The sequence below is a fragment of the Nocardiopsis alkaliphila YIM 80379 genome, assembly GCF_000341005.1.
Taxonomy (GTDB): Bacteria; Actinomycetota; Actinomycetes; order Streptosporangiales; family Streptosporangiaceae; genus Nocardiopsis; species Nocardiopsis alkaliphila.
In genome coordinates, this window is sequence record NZ_ANBD01000044.1 from 19,865 (window position 1) to 35,590 (window position 15,726).

Sequence of the window (15,726 nt, forward strand, 5' to 3'; positions counted from 1 at the left end):
ACCTTCCGAAGGACGCTGGCGTAGCGGAAGGACGTATGGACTCGATGGGCGAACAAGGCGCCGGACAGGTCAAGGGTGAGACCCGAGCGGTGGTCCTGGCCGCGGTACGGCTGTTCACCGAAGCCGGCTACGAAGCCACCACGATGGCGGAGATCGCCGAAGCCACCGGGATGAGTCGCCGCAGCCTCTTTCGTCGATTCCGTTCCAAGGAGGACATCCTCTTCGCCGAACACGACGAGCTGTTCGAGACGGTCGTGCGCTACATGGAGGCCTCCCCGGAGACCCCGGTGGACACGGTGGTGAGCGCCGCACGCCTGGTCTTTCAGGGGTATGTCGGCGCACCTGAGATCACCGTGCCCCGTTACCGTCTGGTGCGAGCCCACCCCAGGCTGCGCGACCGGGAGGTGGCGATGACCGCGCGCTACCAGGCGGCCTTCAGCCGGCACCTGGCGCGAAGAACCGGGGAAGGGCGGCCCTCACTGGAGGTCGAGGTGGTCGCCGCCGCCGTGATCGCCGCACACAACCACGTCCTGCGCGGGTGGCTTCGGGACCCGGCGGAGGGGGCCGTGTGGGAACGCTTCGGCGAAACGATGGACCGGGTCCACGCCCTGGCCGGCTCGCTCCTGGAAGGTGCCGAGGCCGGGAACGAGGGCGCCGAACGTGTCCTGGTCGCCGTCTATCCCAGTGGTGTGGAGCGCACCGAACTCCTGCGTCGGGTAGCCGATGCGGTCGCGCCCCCTTCGTGATCGGACATGGGCCGTCCTCCGTACGGCGCCCACGCGCGTAGGCTGTACAAGGCCCGGAACGGGGAGAAGACACGAGGCGGGACGGACGACGGGAATGAGCGTGGACACGGCGGGAGCGGCCAAGCAGGAGTCAGAGGTCGCACATGAGGCGGAGCGGCGCCGGACCTTCGCGGTCATCTCGCACCCCGACGCCGGTAAGTCGACGACCACCGAGGCCTTGGCCCTGCACGCCGCGGCGATCTCCTCCGCCGGTGCCGTGCACGGTAAGGGCGATCGCAAGGGCGTCACCTCCGACTGGATGGAGATGGAGCAGGATCGAGGGATCTCCATCACCTCCGCCGCCCTGCGCATCGACTACAAGGGACACGTCCTCAACCTGCTGGACACCCCCGGCCACGCCGACTTCTCCGAGGACACCTACCGGGTGCTCTCCGCGGTCGACTGCGCCATCATGTTGCTGGACTCGGCCAAGGGTCTGGAGCCACAGACCCTCAAGCTCTTCGACGTGTGTCGGGCCCGCAAGATGCCCGTCATCACCTTCGTCAACAAGTGGGACCGTCCGGGTCGTGAACCCCTGGAACTCCTCGACGAGATCGAGCAGCGCATCGGATTGCGCCCCACCCCGCTCAATTGGCCGGTCGGCATCGCCGGTGACTTCCGCGGACTGATCGACCGCACCTCGAACACCTACACCAAGATGACCCGGACCCCCGGCGGTGCGCGGAAGGCCATCGAAGAGGTACTGGACGACGACCGCGCGGCCGAGATCGAACTGGACGCCTGGGAGCAGGCCCGAGAAGAGATCGAACTCCTGGAGGCCCTGGGGGCCGACTTCGACCACGAGTCCTTCATGGCGGGGGAGTCCTCCCCGGTGCTGTTCGGCGCGGCACTGTCCAACTTCGGGGTGGGTCAGTTGTTGGAGGCGATCGTGGGCCTGGCCCCGGCGCCCTCGGCCAAGGTCGACGATCAGGACCGGCCGCGTCCGGTGGAGCGGCCCTTCTCCGGCCAGGTCTTCAAGATGCAGGCCAACATGGACAAGAACCATCGGGATCGGATGGCGTTCGTGCGGGTCAGCTCGGGCCGCTTCGATCGGGGCATGGTGCTCACCCACGCGGCCACCGGTCGTCCCTTCGCCACCAAGTACACCCAGGCCGTGTTCGGTTCGGATCGCTCCACCATCGACACCGCCTACCCGGGTGACGTGATCGCGCTGGTCAACGCGCAGGTGTTGTCGGTCGGCGACACCCTCTACGACGGTCCCAAGGTCTCCTATCCGCCGATCCCCAGCTTCGCTCCGGAACACTTCGTGGTGGCACGGGCCGTGGACGCGGGCAAGTACAAGCAGTTCCAGCGGGGGATCGCCCAGCTCGACGCCGAGGGCGTGGTGCAGGTGCTCACCTCGGACGTGCGGGGTGAGCAGGCTCCGGTACTGGCGGCGGTGGGCCCGCTCCAGTTCGACGTGGTCAAGCACCGTATGGAGCAGGAGTTCCGCAGCCCCATCGAGGCTTCGCCGCTGGAGTATTCGGTGGCTCGGCGCACCGACGCCGAGTCCGCGCCGACCCTGCACGGGTTGTCCGGCGCCGAGGTGCTGCGTCGGCGCTCCGATGGTGAGCTCTTGGTGTTGGTGCACAACAAGTGGCGGCTGAAGGTGATCGAGCGGGACCACCCGTCGCTGTTCATGGAGCCGCTTCTGGCGGGTGGTGTCGACGAGGCGTAGCGGCCGCTTCGTGGAAACGACTCTCGGATGGGATCGCTTTTTCGCAAAGCGCGCGATTTATTTACCCCGAGTGAATGGTTATCACCCTTTGTGTTTAAGTCGCCTTGTCGAGTGGCCCTACCCTTGCCCTTTCGGGTCTTTCGGCTTGATCGGAAGAGGCGCGGCACCGGCCTCCCCGGGGGAGGGTGGAGAAAAACCGTGAATTCTCCCGCCGGACGCACATGCTCGCTCCGTCGAGTGGGTAGGACAAGGTGCCCGATGGTGGTCGGGGGCGCCGAGCCGGACGGTAGAGGCCAAGATCACCGAGCCGGAGGTACCCCGCGTCGAGCCTGGTGATCAGGGCGAAGGTACCCTGATGCCGGGCCACTAGGGCGCGTTCGACCACCCGGCCACATCGAGTTCTGTTGGGATATGTCTCGATCTGTGAAGGACACCCCATCAGGGTGGGTGTGGGGGTTTCGGCGTGCCCAGGGGACCTGGCCAGGAGGTCCACGGTGGGCGGACGGGCCAACCCCGTCGCGATCCGTGACACTTCAGGGCGATCGCGCTGTTAAGGACAGTCGGCAAAGTTTGTAAATCTTCACCGAACGATAATTCTGATCACGTCTGGGTATGTGTTGCATGTCACCTGTTCGTGAATCGGTGAAACTTATATGATTTTGCTTAACTGGCGTTTAACAAAACAGAACAATAACGAGTGAATCGAGAACGTGGCGGCGGACCGCCCCACGTCTGACGCACCTCACGTATCCCCCGCCTGGAAAGGTTGACCTCGGGCATGAGCGATGACAAAGAGCGCACGGTGGAGCTCCACTACGAGGGCGGCGTGCTGAAGCTGCCGGTTTTCACCGGTACCGAGGGTGAGAGCACCATCGAGCTGAAGACCCTGCTGGGGTCGACCGGTATGACCACCCTGGATCCGGGGTTCGGCAACACCGCTTCGTGCAGCTCGGAGATCACCTACATCGACGGGGACGCGGGCATCCTGCGTTACCGCGGGTACCCGATCGAGGACCTCGCCCTCCACAGCACCTTCCTTGAGACCGCCTACCTCGTGATCTATGGGGAGCTGCCGGAACCCGGCCAACTCAAGGAGTTCTCCGACAAGCTGCGCGACAACGCCGACATCCCGGCCGAGATGGGCGCGTTCCTCGACGCGATGCCCCGCAACGGCCACCCGATGGCGCTGATGGCCAGCGCCGTGAACACCCTCGCCGCGTACTACGACGACAGCGTGGACCCGGAGAACGAGGACCAGGTCGAGCTCGCCACGATTCGGCTGATGGCCAAGCTGCCGACGATCGCGGCCCGTATCTACCGCAACTCCATCGGCCAGACCCCGATCGATCCGGACGGCTCGCTCGACTACGTCGACAACTTCATCCGGATGACCTTCGGCGACAAGGCGCCCACCGGTGAACTCGGCGACCTGTTCAACAAGGCCGTCGGCATGCTGCTGGTCCTGCACGCCGACCACGAGCTGAACTGTTCCACGGCCACCGTGCGCGTGGTCGGCTCCGCCAAGGCCGACATCTTCGCCAGCGTCGCCTCCGGCATCAACGCCTTGTCCGGCCCGTCCCACGGCGGCGCCAACCAGGCCGTGCTGGAGATGCTGGAGGAGATCCGTGACTCGGGCATCTCCATCGAGGACTTCCTGGCCAAGGTCAAGTCCCGCGAGGTCCGGCTCATGGGCTTCGGCCACCGGGTCTACAAGAACTTCGACCCGCGCAGCAAGGAGATCAAGGTTCTGGCCAGCCAGATCCTCGACCAGGACGAGAACCCGGACGAGCTCTTCAGGCTGGCTCTCAAGCTCGAGGCCGCCGCGCTCGAGGACTCGTACTTCACCGAGCGCAAGCTTTACCCGAACGTCGACTTCTACACCGGCGTCATCTACCGCACCATGGGTTTCCCGACCAACATGTTCACCGTGTTGTTCGCCCTGGGCCGTCTTCCCGGCTGGATCGCCCACTACCGCGAGCAGCTGCGTGACCCGGCCTTCCGGATCGCGCGCCCGCGTCAGCACTACGTCGGCTCCGCCGAGCGCCGTTACCCGGGCCAGGGGTAACACCCGCACACGAGTGCGTTGAACGCCCGCCCACGTCACCGACGAGGGCGGGCGCTTCCATGTCCGGAAGGCGTGCCCGAGACCGGAGGAGAACCTCCCTTTCCCTGTGCTTTGCGTACTTTCTGTCATCAGTGTGCGACGTTGAGGGAAAGTTCATTAGGGCGACCCCTATCGAGAGGGGCCGTACGAGGGAGGAGGACCGACTATGGTCCGGTACGCGTTGGCCGGTGGCATGCTCGGCGATCTGAGCCGGAACTGGTGGCTCCTGGTCGTGCGTGGTGTGGCCGCCGTGATCTTCGGTGTCCTGGCCCTCTTGTGGCCGGGAATCACCATGGTGGCCCTGGCCGTCGTCTTCGGCGCCTTCGCGCTGGTGGACGGTATCGCCCTGGGCGTCTCCGCCTTCCGAACGACTTCGGGCACCCGGACCCCGATGGTGATTCAGTCGGTGCTCGGCGTCCTGCTGGGTCTGGGAGCCCTCATCTGGCCGATCATCGCGGTGTTCGCGCTCGTCATCATCATCGCCGCCTGGGCGATCGTCACCGGTGTCGCCGAGATCGTCACCGCCGTGCGCATGCGCTCCCAGATCGGTTCCGAGTGGTTGCTGATCTTCGTGGGCGCCCTGTCGGTGATCTTCGGTCTTTTGCTGCTCCTGTGGCCAGGGCTGGGAGCATGGGCGCTCATCACCGTGATCGGTGTCTACGCCGTCATCTTCGGCGTGGCCATGGCGATCGCGGGTTGGCGCCTGAAGGGTGAGGCCGCACGCACGGCGCCCACCGACACCGAGGGCGATGGATCCGCCGAAGAGCCGGACGTGGAGGGCGTCGACCTCCTCGACGGGCCCACCGGTGAAAAGGACTCCCAGGAGGTGAGCGCCTTCGATGACGGTTACGGGGAGGGCTACCGTGCCGGCTACGAGGGTGACCAACGGTCCACCGGAGCCACCGAGGCATCCGTCTTCGACGAGCGCGCGGCCTCGGAGAGGGTCGGCAAACACCGGGCGCCTAAGGAGCCGCCCGAGGGTACCGACACGCCCTGATCCGGGCGTCAGCCCTCACCGAACAGAAGAGGGCCGAGCCGGTCGACCTGACTTTCGGGGACGACCAGTTCGGCCTTCTCGTCCTGCCAGGCGAGAAAGTGCGGAGTGCGTCGGTGCGCGGCCAGAGCATCGGTGTCGGTGAAGACCTCGTAGACCCAGAAGGCGTTCTCGTCCTCCGGATCCCCGATCACGTCGAACCGTAGACAGCCCGGCTCCTCCCGTAGGGCATGGGCGGCATTGCGCGAGATCCCGCGCAGGAACGCCGCGCGTCGGCCGGGCAGGGTGCGTATCGAGATGATGAGACAGAGGGGGGTCAAGGGGGCTCCTCCGAAGCGACGCGGGAATCCGACCCGGCTCGCGGTGACGAGACGACCCCCTCTCCCAGGGCATCGTGCCTGGAACGGGCCGGATGCGTCCGCGACGCCTTGGTCGTGGACCCACCACACCTGCCGTCGTGATTCCTGGGACGTACTCCATGTTGTGTCTGTGACCGTACAGGGTCGTAAATCGGGGAGCCCCTTGTGGTTCGGGGTGGGCGGGTACACACTCTTTCTAGACATCGAGACACGACCGGGGCGCGGCCGGTCGGTGGGGGTGATCCGGCAGGTGGCGAGCGCGGCTGAATTCGGCATGCCGCCCATGAGTTGGGAAGGGATCGATCACGCGCTCGATCGTGTCCTGGGCGAGGCGGACCGGATCTCCCTGGACCTGGCCGACCTGGAGCGTCACGGGGTGTACCGGTTGCTTCAGGACGCCGACCCGATGGGCCTCACCCGGTTTCGTTGGGAGAGGGCCGACGGTCACGTGCGGCGGCTGTGGCGGACCCGCACGATCTTCGACACGGTGATCGACCGGGCCGTGCGTTCGCGTGAGTCCGGCGGCGGATCCCAGACCGAACTCACCCACCTCCTCACGGGGGAGTCCGTCGAACTCTCCCAGGCCGATACGCCGCCGCGCGAACGCGGCCTGCCCCTCCCGAAGGCCGAGAACATCACCTTGGCCGAGGCCACGGCCCGGATGATCGCGGACCACGAGGCGATCACCGAGGTCGTTTCGGCGGTGGAGACCGCATGGGACGCCCTGTACCCCCGTCTGGGAGAACTGGAGGCCATGTGGCAGGAGGTCGGCACACTCGCGGACATGGTCGAGGTTCCCGAGGACGAGTACGAAGGTCTGCGCGAGGACCTGGCGCGTGTCGGTGAGACCGTACGCCGCGATCCGCTGGCCCTGGTGACCGAGAAGGGTGTGGACACCTCCGCCTTGGACCACCTCAGAGCGGCCTTGGGCCAGACCCGCGGAGAACTCCGTGACGCCCTACGAATGCGTGACTCCTACACCGAGAACGTCGGTCGGCTCGCTTCGGCGATCGACGACCTCGACCAGGTCGTGCGGCGTGCCCGGGAACTGCGTGTCCGGGTCATGGCGAAGATCTCCACCCCGTCGGCCATCGAGGTTCCCGACCCCGTACCGGACCTTCGTGAGGCCGTCACCCGGATGGACGTCCTGCGTTCCCGAAGGGAATGGAGAGGGTCGGGCGCCCGCTTGGGGGAACTGCAACGTTCCGTGCACGAGGCCGGGGACGACGCGCGTGAACGAGAGCGCGAGCTCACCGGGCTCCTGCGACGCCGGGCCGAACTCCGTGGTCGGCTGGATGCCTTCCGCGCCCGGGCGGTGCGTCTTGGGGTGGCCGAACACGAAGGGCTCGTCGAAGCCTATGGACGCGCCCACTGGGAACTGTGGAACGCCCCCTGCGACCTGGAGGCGGCCACCGTGGCGTTGTCCGCGTACGAGGGGACGCTCCGGCGACTTTCACGTACCGAACCGCTTCCGGACAGAACCAGAGTGGACGAGGGGGCGTCAGAGGTCGAGAACGGTGGTGGTGTGAGTAGATGACCAGATGCGTTTCCCCCGGCGGTCAGGGGTGGTTCGAGGACGGCTTCCGTGGTGTGTGCGACCTGGCGGCCATGGACGACGCTTCCTTCATCGTTCCCCGAGAACGGTCCTTCGGTCCTTCGAGGGGTCGGCTCCCCTGGGGTGCCCGCTCCCTCTCATTTCCTTCCTCCCTTCCTTGGGAACGGGTCGGGCTGGACGAGGAATCCTTCGGCCGGCGGCCGGCCGTACGGATCCTGGAGTCCGTTCTGGAGCGTCGCTGCCGGCCCCTGGCGCACCGCAAGGGCGGGGCCAAGGAGCGGTACGAGCTCATCGACAAGGCGAACCCGATGCGTCCCATGACCCTGCCCTGAGGATCGAAGGAACACGATGACAATGGTGCGGACCTGCCCTGCCTGCGCCGACACGGTGTCGGCGGTCGACGTCTTCTGTGAGGGTTGTGGACGGGCCCTCCCAGGGCCGGAGCCTTCCTCGAAGCGTTCCCACGAAAGGGGCGCGGTCGGTCCCGACAGTGTGCCGACGACTCCCCAGGAAAGTCTGGCCGGGGCAATGCCTTGGGAGGACGTCGACTCCCAGGCCACTCGACCCTTCCGACGCCGGACCGTGGCCCGGCCTGAGGGGTCGGAATCGGCCCCGGAGTCATCGTCTTCGGTCCCCGAGGGGCCATCGCCCGCCACCGGTGGTGGTCCGATCGCGGAACGGAATCCCGGCCGATGCGCGTGGTGCCCGGGGCGGGTGAGGGAAGGCTACTGCGACGCGTGCGGGCTCCTCCAACCCACCGGGCGCGACCACGTCGAGGTGCGGGCCAAGAGAGCGTTCGGGGTCAGCGACCGGGGTCTACGGCACGAACACAACGAGGACGCCATGGCGATCCGGGTGATCGAGGACGAATCACCCCACGCGCCGGGTGCGGTCATCGCCGTGGTCTGTGACGGGGTTTCCAGCTCGCCCCGCTCCGACGAGGCGTCGCGGGTCACCGCGGAGACCGGTGCCACCGTACTCGCCGAACGCATTCGGCGGGGGGACGATCCCAAGGAGGCCACCGGTACGGCCATGACGCGTGCGGCCCAGGCGGTCGCGGCCATCGCGGATTCGCCGGAATCGGCCCCCGCCTGCACCTTCGTGTCAGCGGTGACGGATCCGCGGACGGGATCGGTGACCGTCGGCTGGGTCGGGGACAGCCGTGCGTACTGGCTCTCCGGTGGCCCCGACTCCAGCGAATCGGCCCTGCTCACCAGGGACGACTCCTGGAGCGAAGCGATGGTGCAGATGGGTGCCCTCTCCCGAGAGGAGGCCATGCGCTCGGCCAACGCGCACGCGCTGATCGCCTGGATGGGAGCGGACTCGGGTGAGATCGACGCGCACGTCCGTACGGTGACCCCGACCGGCCCCGGAAGCGTCGTGTTGTGCAGTGATGGTCTTTGGAACTACTACCCGGAGGCCAAGGACCTGGCCGACGCCGTCCCCGGAGCGGGGCGGTCCCCATTGGAGGCCGCCCGCGCCTATGTCGGTCACGCGTTGAAGGCCGGTGGCAGAGACAACATCACCGTCGTGGTCATCCCCATGCCCCCAGGGGAGCCTCGCGCCGAGCCCGTCTGAGCGGGGCCTCGCACTCGCACGGCGGGCGGGAGAGGAGGAGACGGCGAAGATCCTCACCCGGATGGTCGAGGGGAGGGACAGACCGAGTGTCGAGGGCTCCTCAGTCCTCGATGGGCGATCCCGTGGCTGAGGATGAACGGGGGAGTGGCCCGTGGGGGCATCGGTCGACGGGGATCTGCCAGGGTGGTCCGAGAGGGTCATATGGCAGATACTGAACCTTATGTAGGGACTTGGGGGACAGAGGAGGAGTTGTCCGTTGACCATCGTCGAGTTCCTGAAAGCACGTCTGGATGAGGACGAACGCGCGTCCAAAGCCGTGCCCGTGGGTTCACGCGGTCGGGAGCGAGCGCTGGCCGAAGTCGCCGCCAAACGCAAGATCGTCCACGGCTACACCGAGGCGCACACCGCCAGTATGCGCATGCTCGACGAATCCGGTGGGGCGAAGGACAAGGGCGACCCCTGGTCGGAACTACTGGCCTGGCGGCTCGCGGTGAAGTACCTCGCCGCCGTCTATCGTGGCCACCCCCACTACGATCCCTCCTGGGAGAAATAGGACTCAGTTCGACAGGGTCAACAGGCCCCGGACCGTCTCGGCCAGGTCGCGGCCGTGCACGTGCGCGGGGTCGAACAACACGGAGAAACGCCCCTCCACGTGGGACGACCAGCCGGTCACCAGACCGGCCGCGCGCCCACCGGCCACGTCCCACCCGTGCGCCGTGACCAATCCCGTCCGCTCCGGTGGCACCCCCAGGGCCTGCGCTGCGGCGAGGTAGGCCGTGGGAAGCGGCTTCCATCCGCTCGGCCCAGCGCCGTCGACGACCGCGTCCACCTCGAGCCCCGAACGGTCCAGGAGTCGCCGGGCGTCCGCACCGCCGAGGTGGCCCAGAACGGCCGTGGGGACCCCGGCCCGCCTGGCGGTGTCCAAGGCCTCGCCGGCCTCCCGGCGTGGTTCGAGGCGAGTGAGCCCGTCGATGATGTCGTCCTCGGCGGACGGCGCGATCTGGTGTCCGGTGATGTCGCGCAGTGACCCCCGCGCCACGTCCTCGAATTCCCGGTCCCCACCCAGCAGGGACAGCGCGAACGCGTCCCGAAGCAGGTGATCGCACCAGCGGTTCATCAGTACCCGGGGGATTCCGGCCTCCCGGAAACGCCACTCCAGGGGGCTCAGAGGGAAAAGGGTGTCCAGCAGGTCGAAGACCAGGGCGGTGGGGCGGTCGGGCATGGACGCTCCAACTCGATCGGGGGCGCCGGGGTACCTACCCGGTTCCGAACGCCTCGCACCACCCCGATGGGGCTCAGCCCGTCGCGTTCAGCCGTGGAATCTGCTCAGCCGACCATGGGCTGATCACCCAGGGCGTGTGTTCGGCGAGGGCGACCGCGTCCTTCCAGGGCACCCAGGTGAACTCGCCGACCTCAGTGGCGTCCGGGGACGGCTCGTCCTCGGTTCGGGCCCAAAAGACCGGGCAGAACTCGTTCTCCACGATGCCCTCGGCCGAGACCGCACGGTAACGGAAGTCCGGCAGGGCTTCGGTGACCTCTGTCAGCTCGATCCCCAACTCCAGACGGGCCCGGCGACGTACCGCGTCCACCAGGGATTCTTCCGGCGCCGGGTGCCCACAGACGCTGTTGGTCCATACTCCGGGCCAGGTGATCTTGTCCAGTGCGCGCCGGGTGAACAGTACCCGGTCGTCCGGCCCCATCACGTAACAGGAGAAGGCCAGATGCAGTGGAGTGTCCTCGGTGTGCACGACCGCCTTGTCCGCCACCCCCGCAGGGCGGTGCTCCTCGTCCAGCAACACCACGAACTCACGATCCGAACCGGATGCCGGCTGGGTCACGGGGCCTCCTTCGCTCACGGACACTCGGTGTCCCACGGGTCGACACTGGCTCCATCGTCGCCGCTTCTCCCCTTTTGGCCAAACCGATGACTCGGGGGGATGGGTCATCTCGGTCCGTTCGTGCGCATAAGGTTCCTCATGGTCCGGCGAAGCGGGCCTGAGAACGGCGGCGGGTGCGGTGATGACGGAGACGGTGACGAAGACGACGGTCGAGGGGATCGACCCCGAGGACTTGAAGGTGTGTCTGGAGGTGCTCGCCAAGGTCGACGAGCTCCCCGCCGACCACGCCGACTCCCTCCTTCTCCAACGCGCCACCGCCCGATTGTTCAAGAACCTCAAGGAGCGTCGGCGTAGGGAACGCAGGGCCGCCGAGAAGGCCCACGACAAGGCGGTGTTCGCCGCCACGGCCACCGCCGCCCCCGACCGGATCGACGACGAGACCAGCGGTCGGGCGCTCACCAGCGCGAGCACCGGGGCACTCGCCGGTGTCCTGCGCAAAGCCCGCCCTTGCTACATCTGCAAACAGAAGTACCGCGAGGTCGACGCCTTCTACCACCAGCTCTGCCCGAAGTGCGCCGCCTTCAATCGGGAACGTCGTACCGCCAGGACCGACCTGACCGGGCGCAGGGCCCTGCTGACCGGTGGCCGAGCCAAGATCGGCATGTACATCGCGCTGCGCCTGTTGCGCGACGGCGCCCACACCACCATCACCACGCGCTTCCCCAACGACGCGGTGCGCCGCTTCGCCGCCATGCCCGACAGCGACCGATGGCTGCACCGACTCCGGGTGGTCGGCATCGACCTGCGCGACCCCGGTCAGGTCCTGCGCCTGGCCGACTCGGTGGCCGCCCAGGGGCGCCTGGACGTCCTCATCAACAACGCCGCTCAGACAGTGCGGCGCTCACCCGACTCCTACGCACCGCTCCTGGCCGCCGAAGCCGAACCGCTCGCTGGTGCCGGGCTTCCCGAACCCCTCGTCCTCGGCGGGGTCTCTCCCCGTGCGCTGGAAGAGGCGACCGAGGCGCAAGACGCGCGAGTGACTCCGCACGCGCTCACCCCGGAAATGCTCACCACGCTGGCGCTGACCACCGGTGCGGCCCACCCCGCCAAGGTCCGCGCGGGAGGGACCATCGACGCGGGTGGCCTGGTCCCCGACCTCGCACCGGTCAACAGCTGGACACAGCGGGCCGGGGAGATCGATCCGGTGGAGATGCTGGAGGTGCAGCTGTGCAACGTGAGCGCTCCCTTCCTCCTGGTGAACCGGTTGCGTCCGGTGTTGGCGGCGTCTCCGGCTCGGCGCACCTACATCGTCAACGTGTCCGCTATGGAGGGGGTGTTCGGCCGCGGCTACAAGGGCCCGGGCCACCCGCACACCAACATGGCCAAGTCCGCGTTGAACCAGCTCACCCGGACCAGCGCCCCGGAGATGTTGGAGACCGACGGCATCCTCATGACCAGCGTCGACACCGGGTGGATCACCGATGAACGCCCGCACCCGGACCGGGAGCGGATGGCCGAGGCCGGTTTCCACGCCCCGCTCGACCTGGAGGACGGAGCGGCGCGTGTCTACGACCCCATCGTCCGAGGTGAACTGGGCGAGGACGTGCACGGCTGCTTCCTCAAGGACTATCGGCCCTCGTCCTGGTAGCGCTGGTGAGTCGAAATCCGGGACCGGGTCTCAGGGTTGGAGTACCAGCCGGACCGAGGTCCCCGACCGACCCCCCAACCTCTCCACGGCTTCGGGTACCTGTTCCAGGGAGAAGGTGTCGCTGATGGAGCGGGAAAGATCCAGACGGCCCGAGCCGATCAGGTCGACCAACTGCACCACGTGTTCGGGCTCCGAACCGTGATGACCGAGAATCCGCTGGCGTAGGTAGCCGAACCGGGCGCCGTTCTCGACGTCCAGGGGGCGGCCGGTCGATCCCACCAGTATCAGGCGGCCGTGCTCGCTCAGGAGGCGAACGGCCTGTTCACGGACGGCCCGGACCCCGGTGAAGTCGAAGGCGACGTCCAGACCACGTCCGTGGGTCAGCTGCCCGACCCGGGTGAGGAAGCCCGACGAGGTGGGATCCAACGCCTGGTCCGCACCGAGTTCGAGGGCGCGGGCACGCGCCCGTTCATCGGGGTCGGTGGCGATGATCGGGGCCGCGCCGACCATGCGCAGCAGCTGGATCGCGTGGGCGCCCAGCCCTCCCAGGCCCCACACGCACACCGCTTCGGCGGGGCGTACGTCTGCGGTGGCGGTGATGGCGGCCCAGGGCGTGGACACCGCGTCCGGGATGATCGCCGCCTGGTCGAAGGACAGGTCGTCAGGGATCGGTACGAGGGTGTCCTCACCGGCCAGAACGTACTCCGCCCAGCCGCCGTCGTAGTCCACACCACGGGTGAGGACCCGGCCCTGGCGGTCCTGTTCGCCCGACTGGAGCGTCACCCGGTCACCGACCCTCGCGCCGACCACGTCCGGTCCGAGCTCCTCGACCACACCCGCCACTTCATGACCCAGAGTGACGGTGTCCCCCTTCAGGTGGAGTGGGGTCAGGGTGCCGTCCATGAGATGGGCGTCGGACGGGCAGATCCCGGCGGCCCTGACCCGAACCAGTACCTGGCCCCGCCCTGGAATCGGTTTGGGGACGTCGGTGACCCTCAAAGAGCGATCGGTGATGTTCAACCGGGCCGCACGCATGGTGACCATGGAGCATTCCTCGCAGTAGTGTCGTCGGCGCACGATTCCCCACGATCATCACTCTCCGTGCATGATTTCGGCTGTGGACGACACAGGAGATAAGGGTCAGAACCCGCTCACTTTTTCGTCAAGTGGGACAGTTCAGGCGACCAGACCGGCACGGTAGGCCCAGGCGGCGACCTCCACCCGGTTGCGCGTTCCCAGTTTCTCCTGCACCCGGGCCAGGTGCGTTTTGACCGTGCTCACCGTGACGTACAGCTCCGCGGCGACCTCGGTGTTGGTGAGACCGCGCGCCACCGAACGCACGATGTCCAACTCCCTCGTGGTCAATCCGCCGGTGTCCGGTTCGGTGCGCCGGCCACACGTTCGGGCGAAGTGCCGTAGGAGTCGGATGGTGATCCGCGGCGACACCAGGGCGTCCCCGCGCGCCGCCGCGCGCACCGCCTCGATCAGGAGGGCGGGCCCGGCGTCCTTGAGTAGAAACCCCACCGCGCCGCCGCTCAACGCGGCATGCACGTATTCGTCGAGGTCGAAGGTGGTCACCACGACCACCTTCACTGGATCGGCGACCCCCGGACCGGCGAGCCTTCGAGTGGCCGACAACCCGTCGATCCCCGGCATTCGGATGTCCATGAGGACCACGTCCGGACGCAGTTCCCCGGTCAGCCGGACCGCCTCGACTCCGTCTCCGGCCTCACCCACCACCTCGATGTCGTTCTCCGCGTCGAGCATGAAGCGAAAGCCCGTACGGACCATCTGTTGGTCGTCGGCCAGCAGGACCCGAATCGTCACCGTGTTCCCCTTCTCGGTATCGGGATCGTCGCCGACACCACCCAGCCCCGACCCTGATCGGCCGGTCCGGCGGATAGGTCACCGCCGAGGAGCCTGGCGCGTTCGGCCATCCCCACCAACCCATGACCACCGGCGGAGGAGCCACCGCCCCGACCATCGTCGTCCACCCGGAGCGCCACCAGGTCGTCGTCGGCCCTCACCGTCACACCCACCCGGCCCGCCCCCCGGGCGTGGCGCAGCGCGTTGGTCACCGATTCCTGGGCGATCCGCCAAACCGCCGTGCCGACCTCTACGGGCAGTTCCGACACCGGACCCTCCAGCCACACCGACACCTCCGGCCGTCCTGGAGCGGCCGGTGCGGCGAGTGCCCGCAGCCCGTCGGCCGGATCGGAGGTCAAGGGCACCTCCTCCGGACCACGCAGCCGAGAGACCATACCGCGCATCGACTCCAACGCCCTCGTCCCCGCCTCCTCGATCTCCGGCAGGGTCTCATCGACCAGTTCGGGCCTGCGGTCGGCCGCGTACCGCAGCGCTTGGACCCGCACCACGATTCCGGTCACCTCGTGGGCCACCACGTCGTGCAAGTCTCGGGCGATCGCCAGCCGTTCCTCGGCACGGACCCGACGTACCCGGGCCTGCCGGTCGGCCGCCCGCCAGCGCAGGTACAGCCCGGGCGCCAGCCCCACCAGCACGAGCGACAAGGCGGCGGCCGGTTGGGGATCGAAGGGCTCACGCAGGTAGTCGGACAAGCCAGCGAGGAAGCACAGAGCCGACACCAGCAGGACCTGCCAGAGGTGACAGCGCAGGGCGACCAAGGCCAGTACGACCAAGAGCCCCATGGTCTCGGTGACGGAGAGGGGGAACCCGTACATGCCCTTGGGCAACGGCCACAGTGATGCCGAGACCACGAGGACGGCCAGGGGAACGGCCACCCCGGCGGACGCCGTGGCGAGGGTGGCCGGTCGACCGTCTCGTGGCCACACCGCCAGGCCGACCGCCAGCACGCAGACCATCCCGGCGAACCAAGGGGCGAAGTCCATCGAAGAGTGCGGCGGCCCCGCCCAGCCCTCCACCGTCCGCGATCGGAGGACGCCACGCAGATCCGCCACAAAGACCACGACCATCGCGGCCATCAGCCCCGACGCCGCCAGACGTGACAGGGGCCGGGACCTTCGCTCGACGGCGGTGAACAGCCTGTTCCCGAGGGTGGCACGGCTCATGTCGTCCAAGGCTAGACCGCTCCGCCCGGCTCGGGCATCGGCCGAAGGGATGACCCGGGCGCGAGGGCTTCGGCTATTCGGTGGATGTGTGCGAGAGGGCGCGGGAGCGAGGCTGGGTTCCTGGTCCGAACAGGAAGAGG

15 protein-coding genes are annotated in these 15,726 nt (G+C 67.8%); 9 read left to right on the plus strand and 6 right to left on the minus strand.

The genetic code is table 11. The annotated features are described in order from the left end of the window. Window positions 1-35: 35 nt before the first annotated feature. The 4 genes from D472_RS0106490 (at window position 36) to D472_RS0106505 (ending at window position 5,564) form a co-directional block, all read left to right on the plus strand. On the plus strand, window positions 36-746 hold the full coding sequence (locus D472_RS0106490; RefSeq protein ID WP_017603685.1) for a TetR/AcrR family transcriptional regulator: 711 nt from the start codon (window positions 36-38) through the stop codon (window positions 744-746). Window positions 747-840: 94 nt separating this feature from the next. Further along, the gene (locus D472_RS0106495; RefSeq protein WP_017603686.1) at window positions 841-2,463 is read left to right on the plus strand and encodes a peptide chain release factor 3; all 1,623 of its coding nucleotides are present in this window, start codon (window positions 841-843) and stop codon (window positions 2,461-2,463) included. 778 nt (window positions 2,464-3,241) lie between these two features. After that, entirely contained in the window at window positions 3,242-4,528 is a 1,287-nt protein-coding gene (locus D472_RS0106500; RefSeq protein ID WP_017603687.1) for a citrate synthase, read from the plus strand. A 205-nt stretch (window positions 4,529-4,733) separates the two neighbouring features. Then, window positions 4,734-5,564 (plus strand): HdeD family acid-resistance protein, encoded by an 831-nt coding sequence (locus D472_RS0106505; protein WP_017603688.1) that lies wholly within the window; start codon window positions 4,734-4,736, stop codon window positions 5,562-5,564. 8 nt (window positions 5,565-5,572) lie between these two features. On the opposite strand, the gene D472_RS29000 is transcribed toward D472_RS0106505, so the two are convergent. Next, entirely contained in the window at window positions 5,573-5,881 is a 309-nt protein-coding gene (locus D472_RS29000; RefSeq protein ID WP_017603689.1) for a putative quinol monooxygenase, read from the minus strand. Between the two features lie 322 nt (window positions 5,882-6,203). Here D472_RS29000 and D472_RS0106515 point away from each other — a divergent pair, with 322 nt between their 5' ends. The 4 genes from D472_RS0106515 (at window position 6,204) to D472_RS0106530 (ending at window position 9,606) form a co-directional block, all read left to right on the plus strand. Beyond that, the gene (locus D472_RS0106515) at window positions 6,204-7,457 is read left to right on the plus strand and encodes an ACT domain-containing protein (RefSeq protein ID WP_026117451.1); all 1,254 of its coding nucleotides are present in this window, start codon (window positions 6,204-6,206) and stop codon (window positions 7,455-7,457) included. Further along, window positions 7,454-7,807, plus strand: a complete 354-nt coding sequence (locus D472_RS0106520; protein ID WP_017603691.1) for a hypothetical protein — start codon at window positions 7,454-7,456, stop codon at window positions 7,805-7,807. Before D472_RS0106515 ends, D472_RS0106520 begins: the two co-directional genes overlap by 4 nt. Window positions 7,808-7,823: 16 nt before the next feature. Continuing rightward, the gene (locus tag D472_RS0106525; protein WP_026117452.1) at window positions 7,824-9,053 is read left to right on the plus strand and encodes a PP2C family protein-serine/threonine phosphatase; all 1,230 of its coding nucleotides are present in this window, start codon (window positions 7,824-7,826) and stop codon (window positions 9,051-9,053) included. 256 nt (window positions 9,054-9,309) lie between these two features. Continuing rightward, window positions 9,310-9,606 carry a DUF6221 family protein gene (locus tag D472_RS0106530; RefSeq protein ID WP_017603693.1) on the plus strand — a complete coding sequence of 99 codons (297 nt, stop codon included), beginning with the start codon at window positions 9,310-9,312 and terminating at the stop codon, window positions 9,604-9,606. Window positions 9,607-9,609: 3 nt separating this feature from the next. On the opposite strand, the gene D472_RS0106535 is transcribed toward D472_RS0106530, so the two are convergent. Both D472_RS0106535 and idi read right to left on the minus strand, forming a co-directional pair. After that, window positions 9,610-10,275, minus strand: coding sequence for an HAD family hydrolase (locus D472_RS0106535; RefSeq protein ID WP_017603694.1), 666 nt, complete (start codon window positions 10,273-10,275; stop codon window positions 9,610-9,612). Between the two features lie 73 nt (window positions 10,276-10,348). After that, window positions 10,349-10,891, minus strand: coding sequence for an isopentenyl-diphosphate Delta-isomerase (idi, locus tag D472_RS0106540; RefSeq protein ID WP_017603695.1), 543 nt, complete (start codon window positions 10,889-10,891; stop codon window positions 10,349-10,351). A gap of 181 nt (window positions 10,892-11,072) precedes the next feature. Between idi and D472_RS0106545 the strand changes: the two genes are divergently transcribed. Next, a complete protein-coding gene (locus D472_RS0106545) occupies window positions 11,073-12,539 on the plus strand; it encodes an SDR family NAD(P)-dependent oxidoreductase (RefSeq protein ID WP_017603696.1) in 1,467 nt (488 codons plus the stop codon). Window positions 12,540-12,569: 30 nt separating this feature from the next. On the opposite strand, the gene D472_RS0106550 is transcribed toward D472_RS0106545, so the two are convergent. The 3 genes from D472_RS0106550 to D472_RS0106560 all read right to left on the minus strand — a co-directional run bounded on the left by D472_RS0106550 (window position 12,570) and on the right by D472_RS0106560 (window position 15,586). After that, a complete protein-coding gene (locus D472_RS0106550) occupies window positions 12,570-13,583 on the minus strand; it encodes a zinc-binding dehydrogenase (RefSeq protein ID WP_017603697.1) in 1,014 nt (337 codons plus the stop codon). A 132-nt stretch (window positions 13,584-13,715) separates the two neighbouring features. Then, window positions 13,716-14,366, minus strand: coding sequence for a response regulator (locus tag D472_RS0106555; RefSeq protein WP_017603698.1), 651 nt, complete (start codon window positions 14,364-14,366; stop codon window positions 13,716-13,718). Then, window positions 14,363-15,586, minus strand: coding sequence for a sensor histidine kinase (locus D472_RS0106560; protein WP_017603699.1), 1,224 nt, complete (start codon window positions 15,584-15,586; stop codon window positions 14,363-14,365). The genes D472_RS0106555 and D472_RS0106560 overlap by 4 nt, the downstream gene beginning before the upstream one ends. Window positions 15,587-15,726 lie beyond the last annotated feature (140 nt).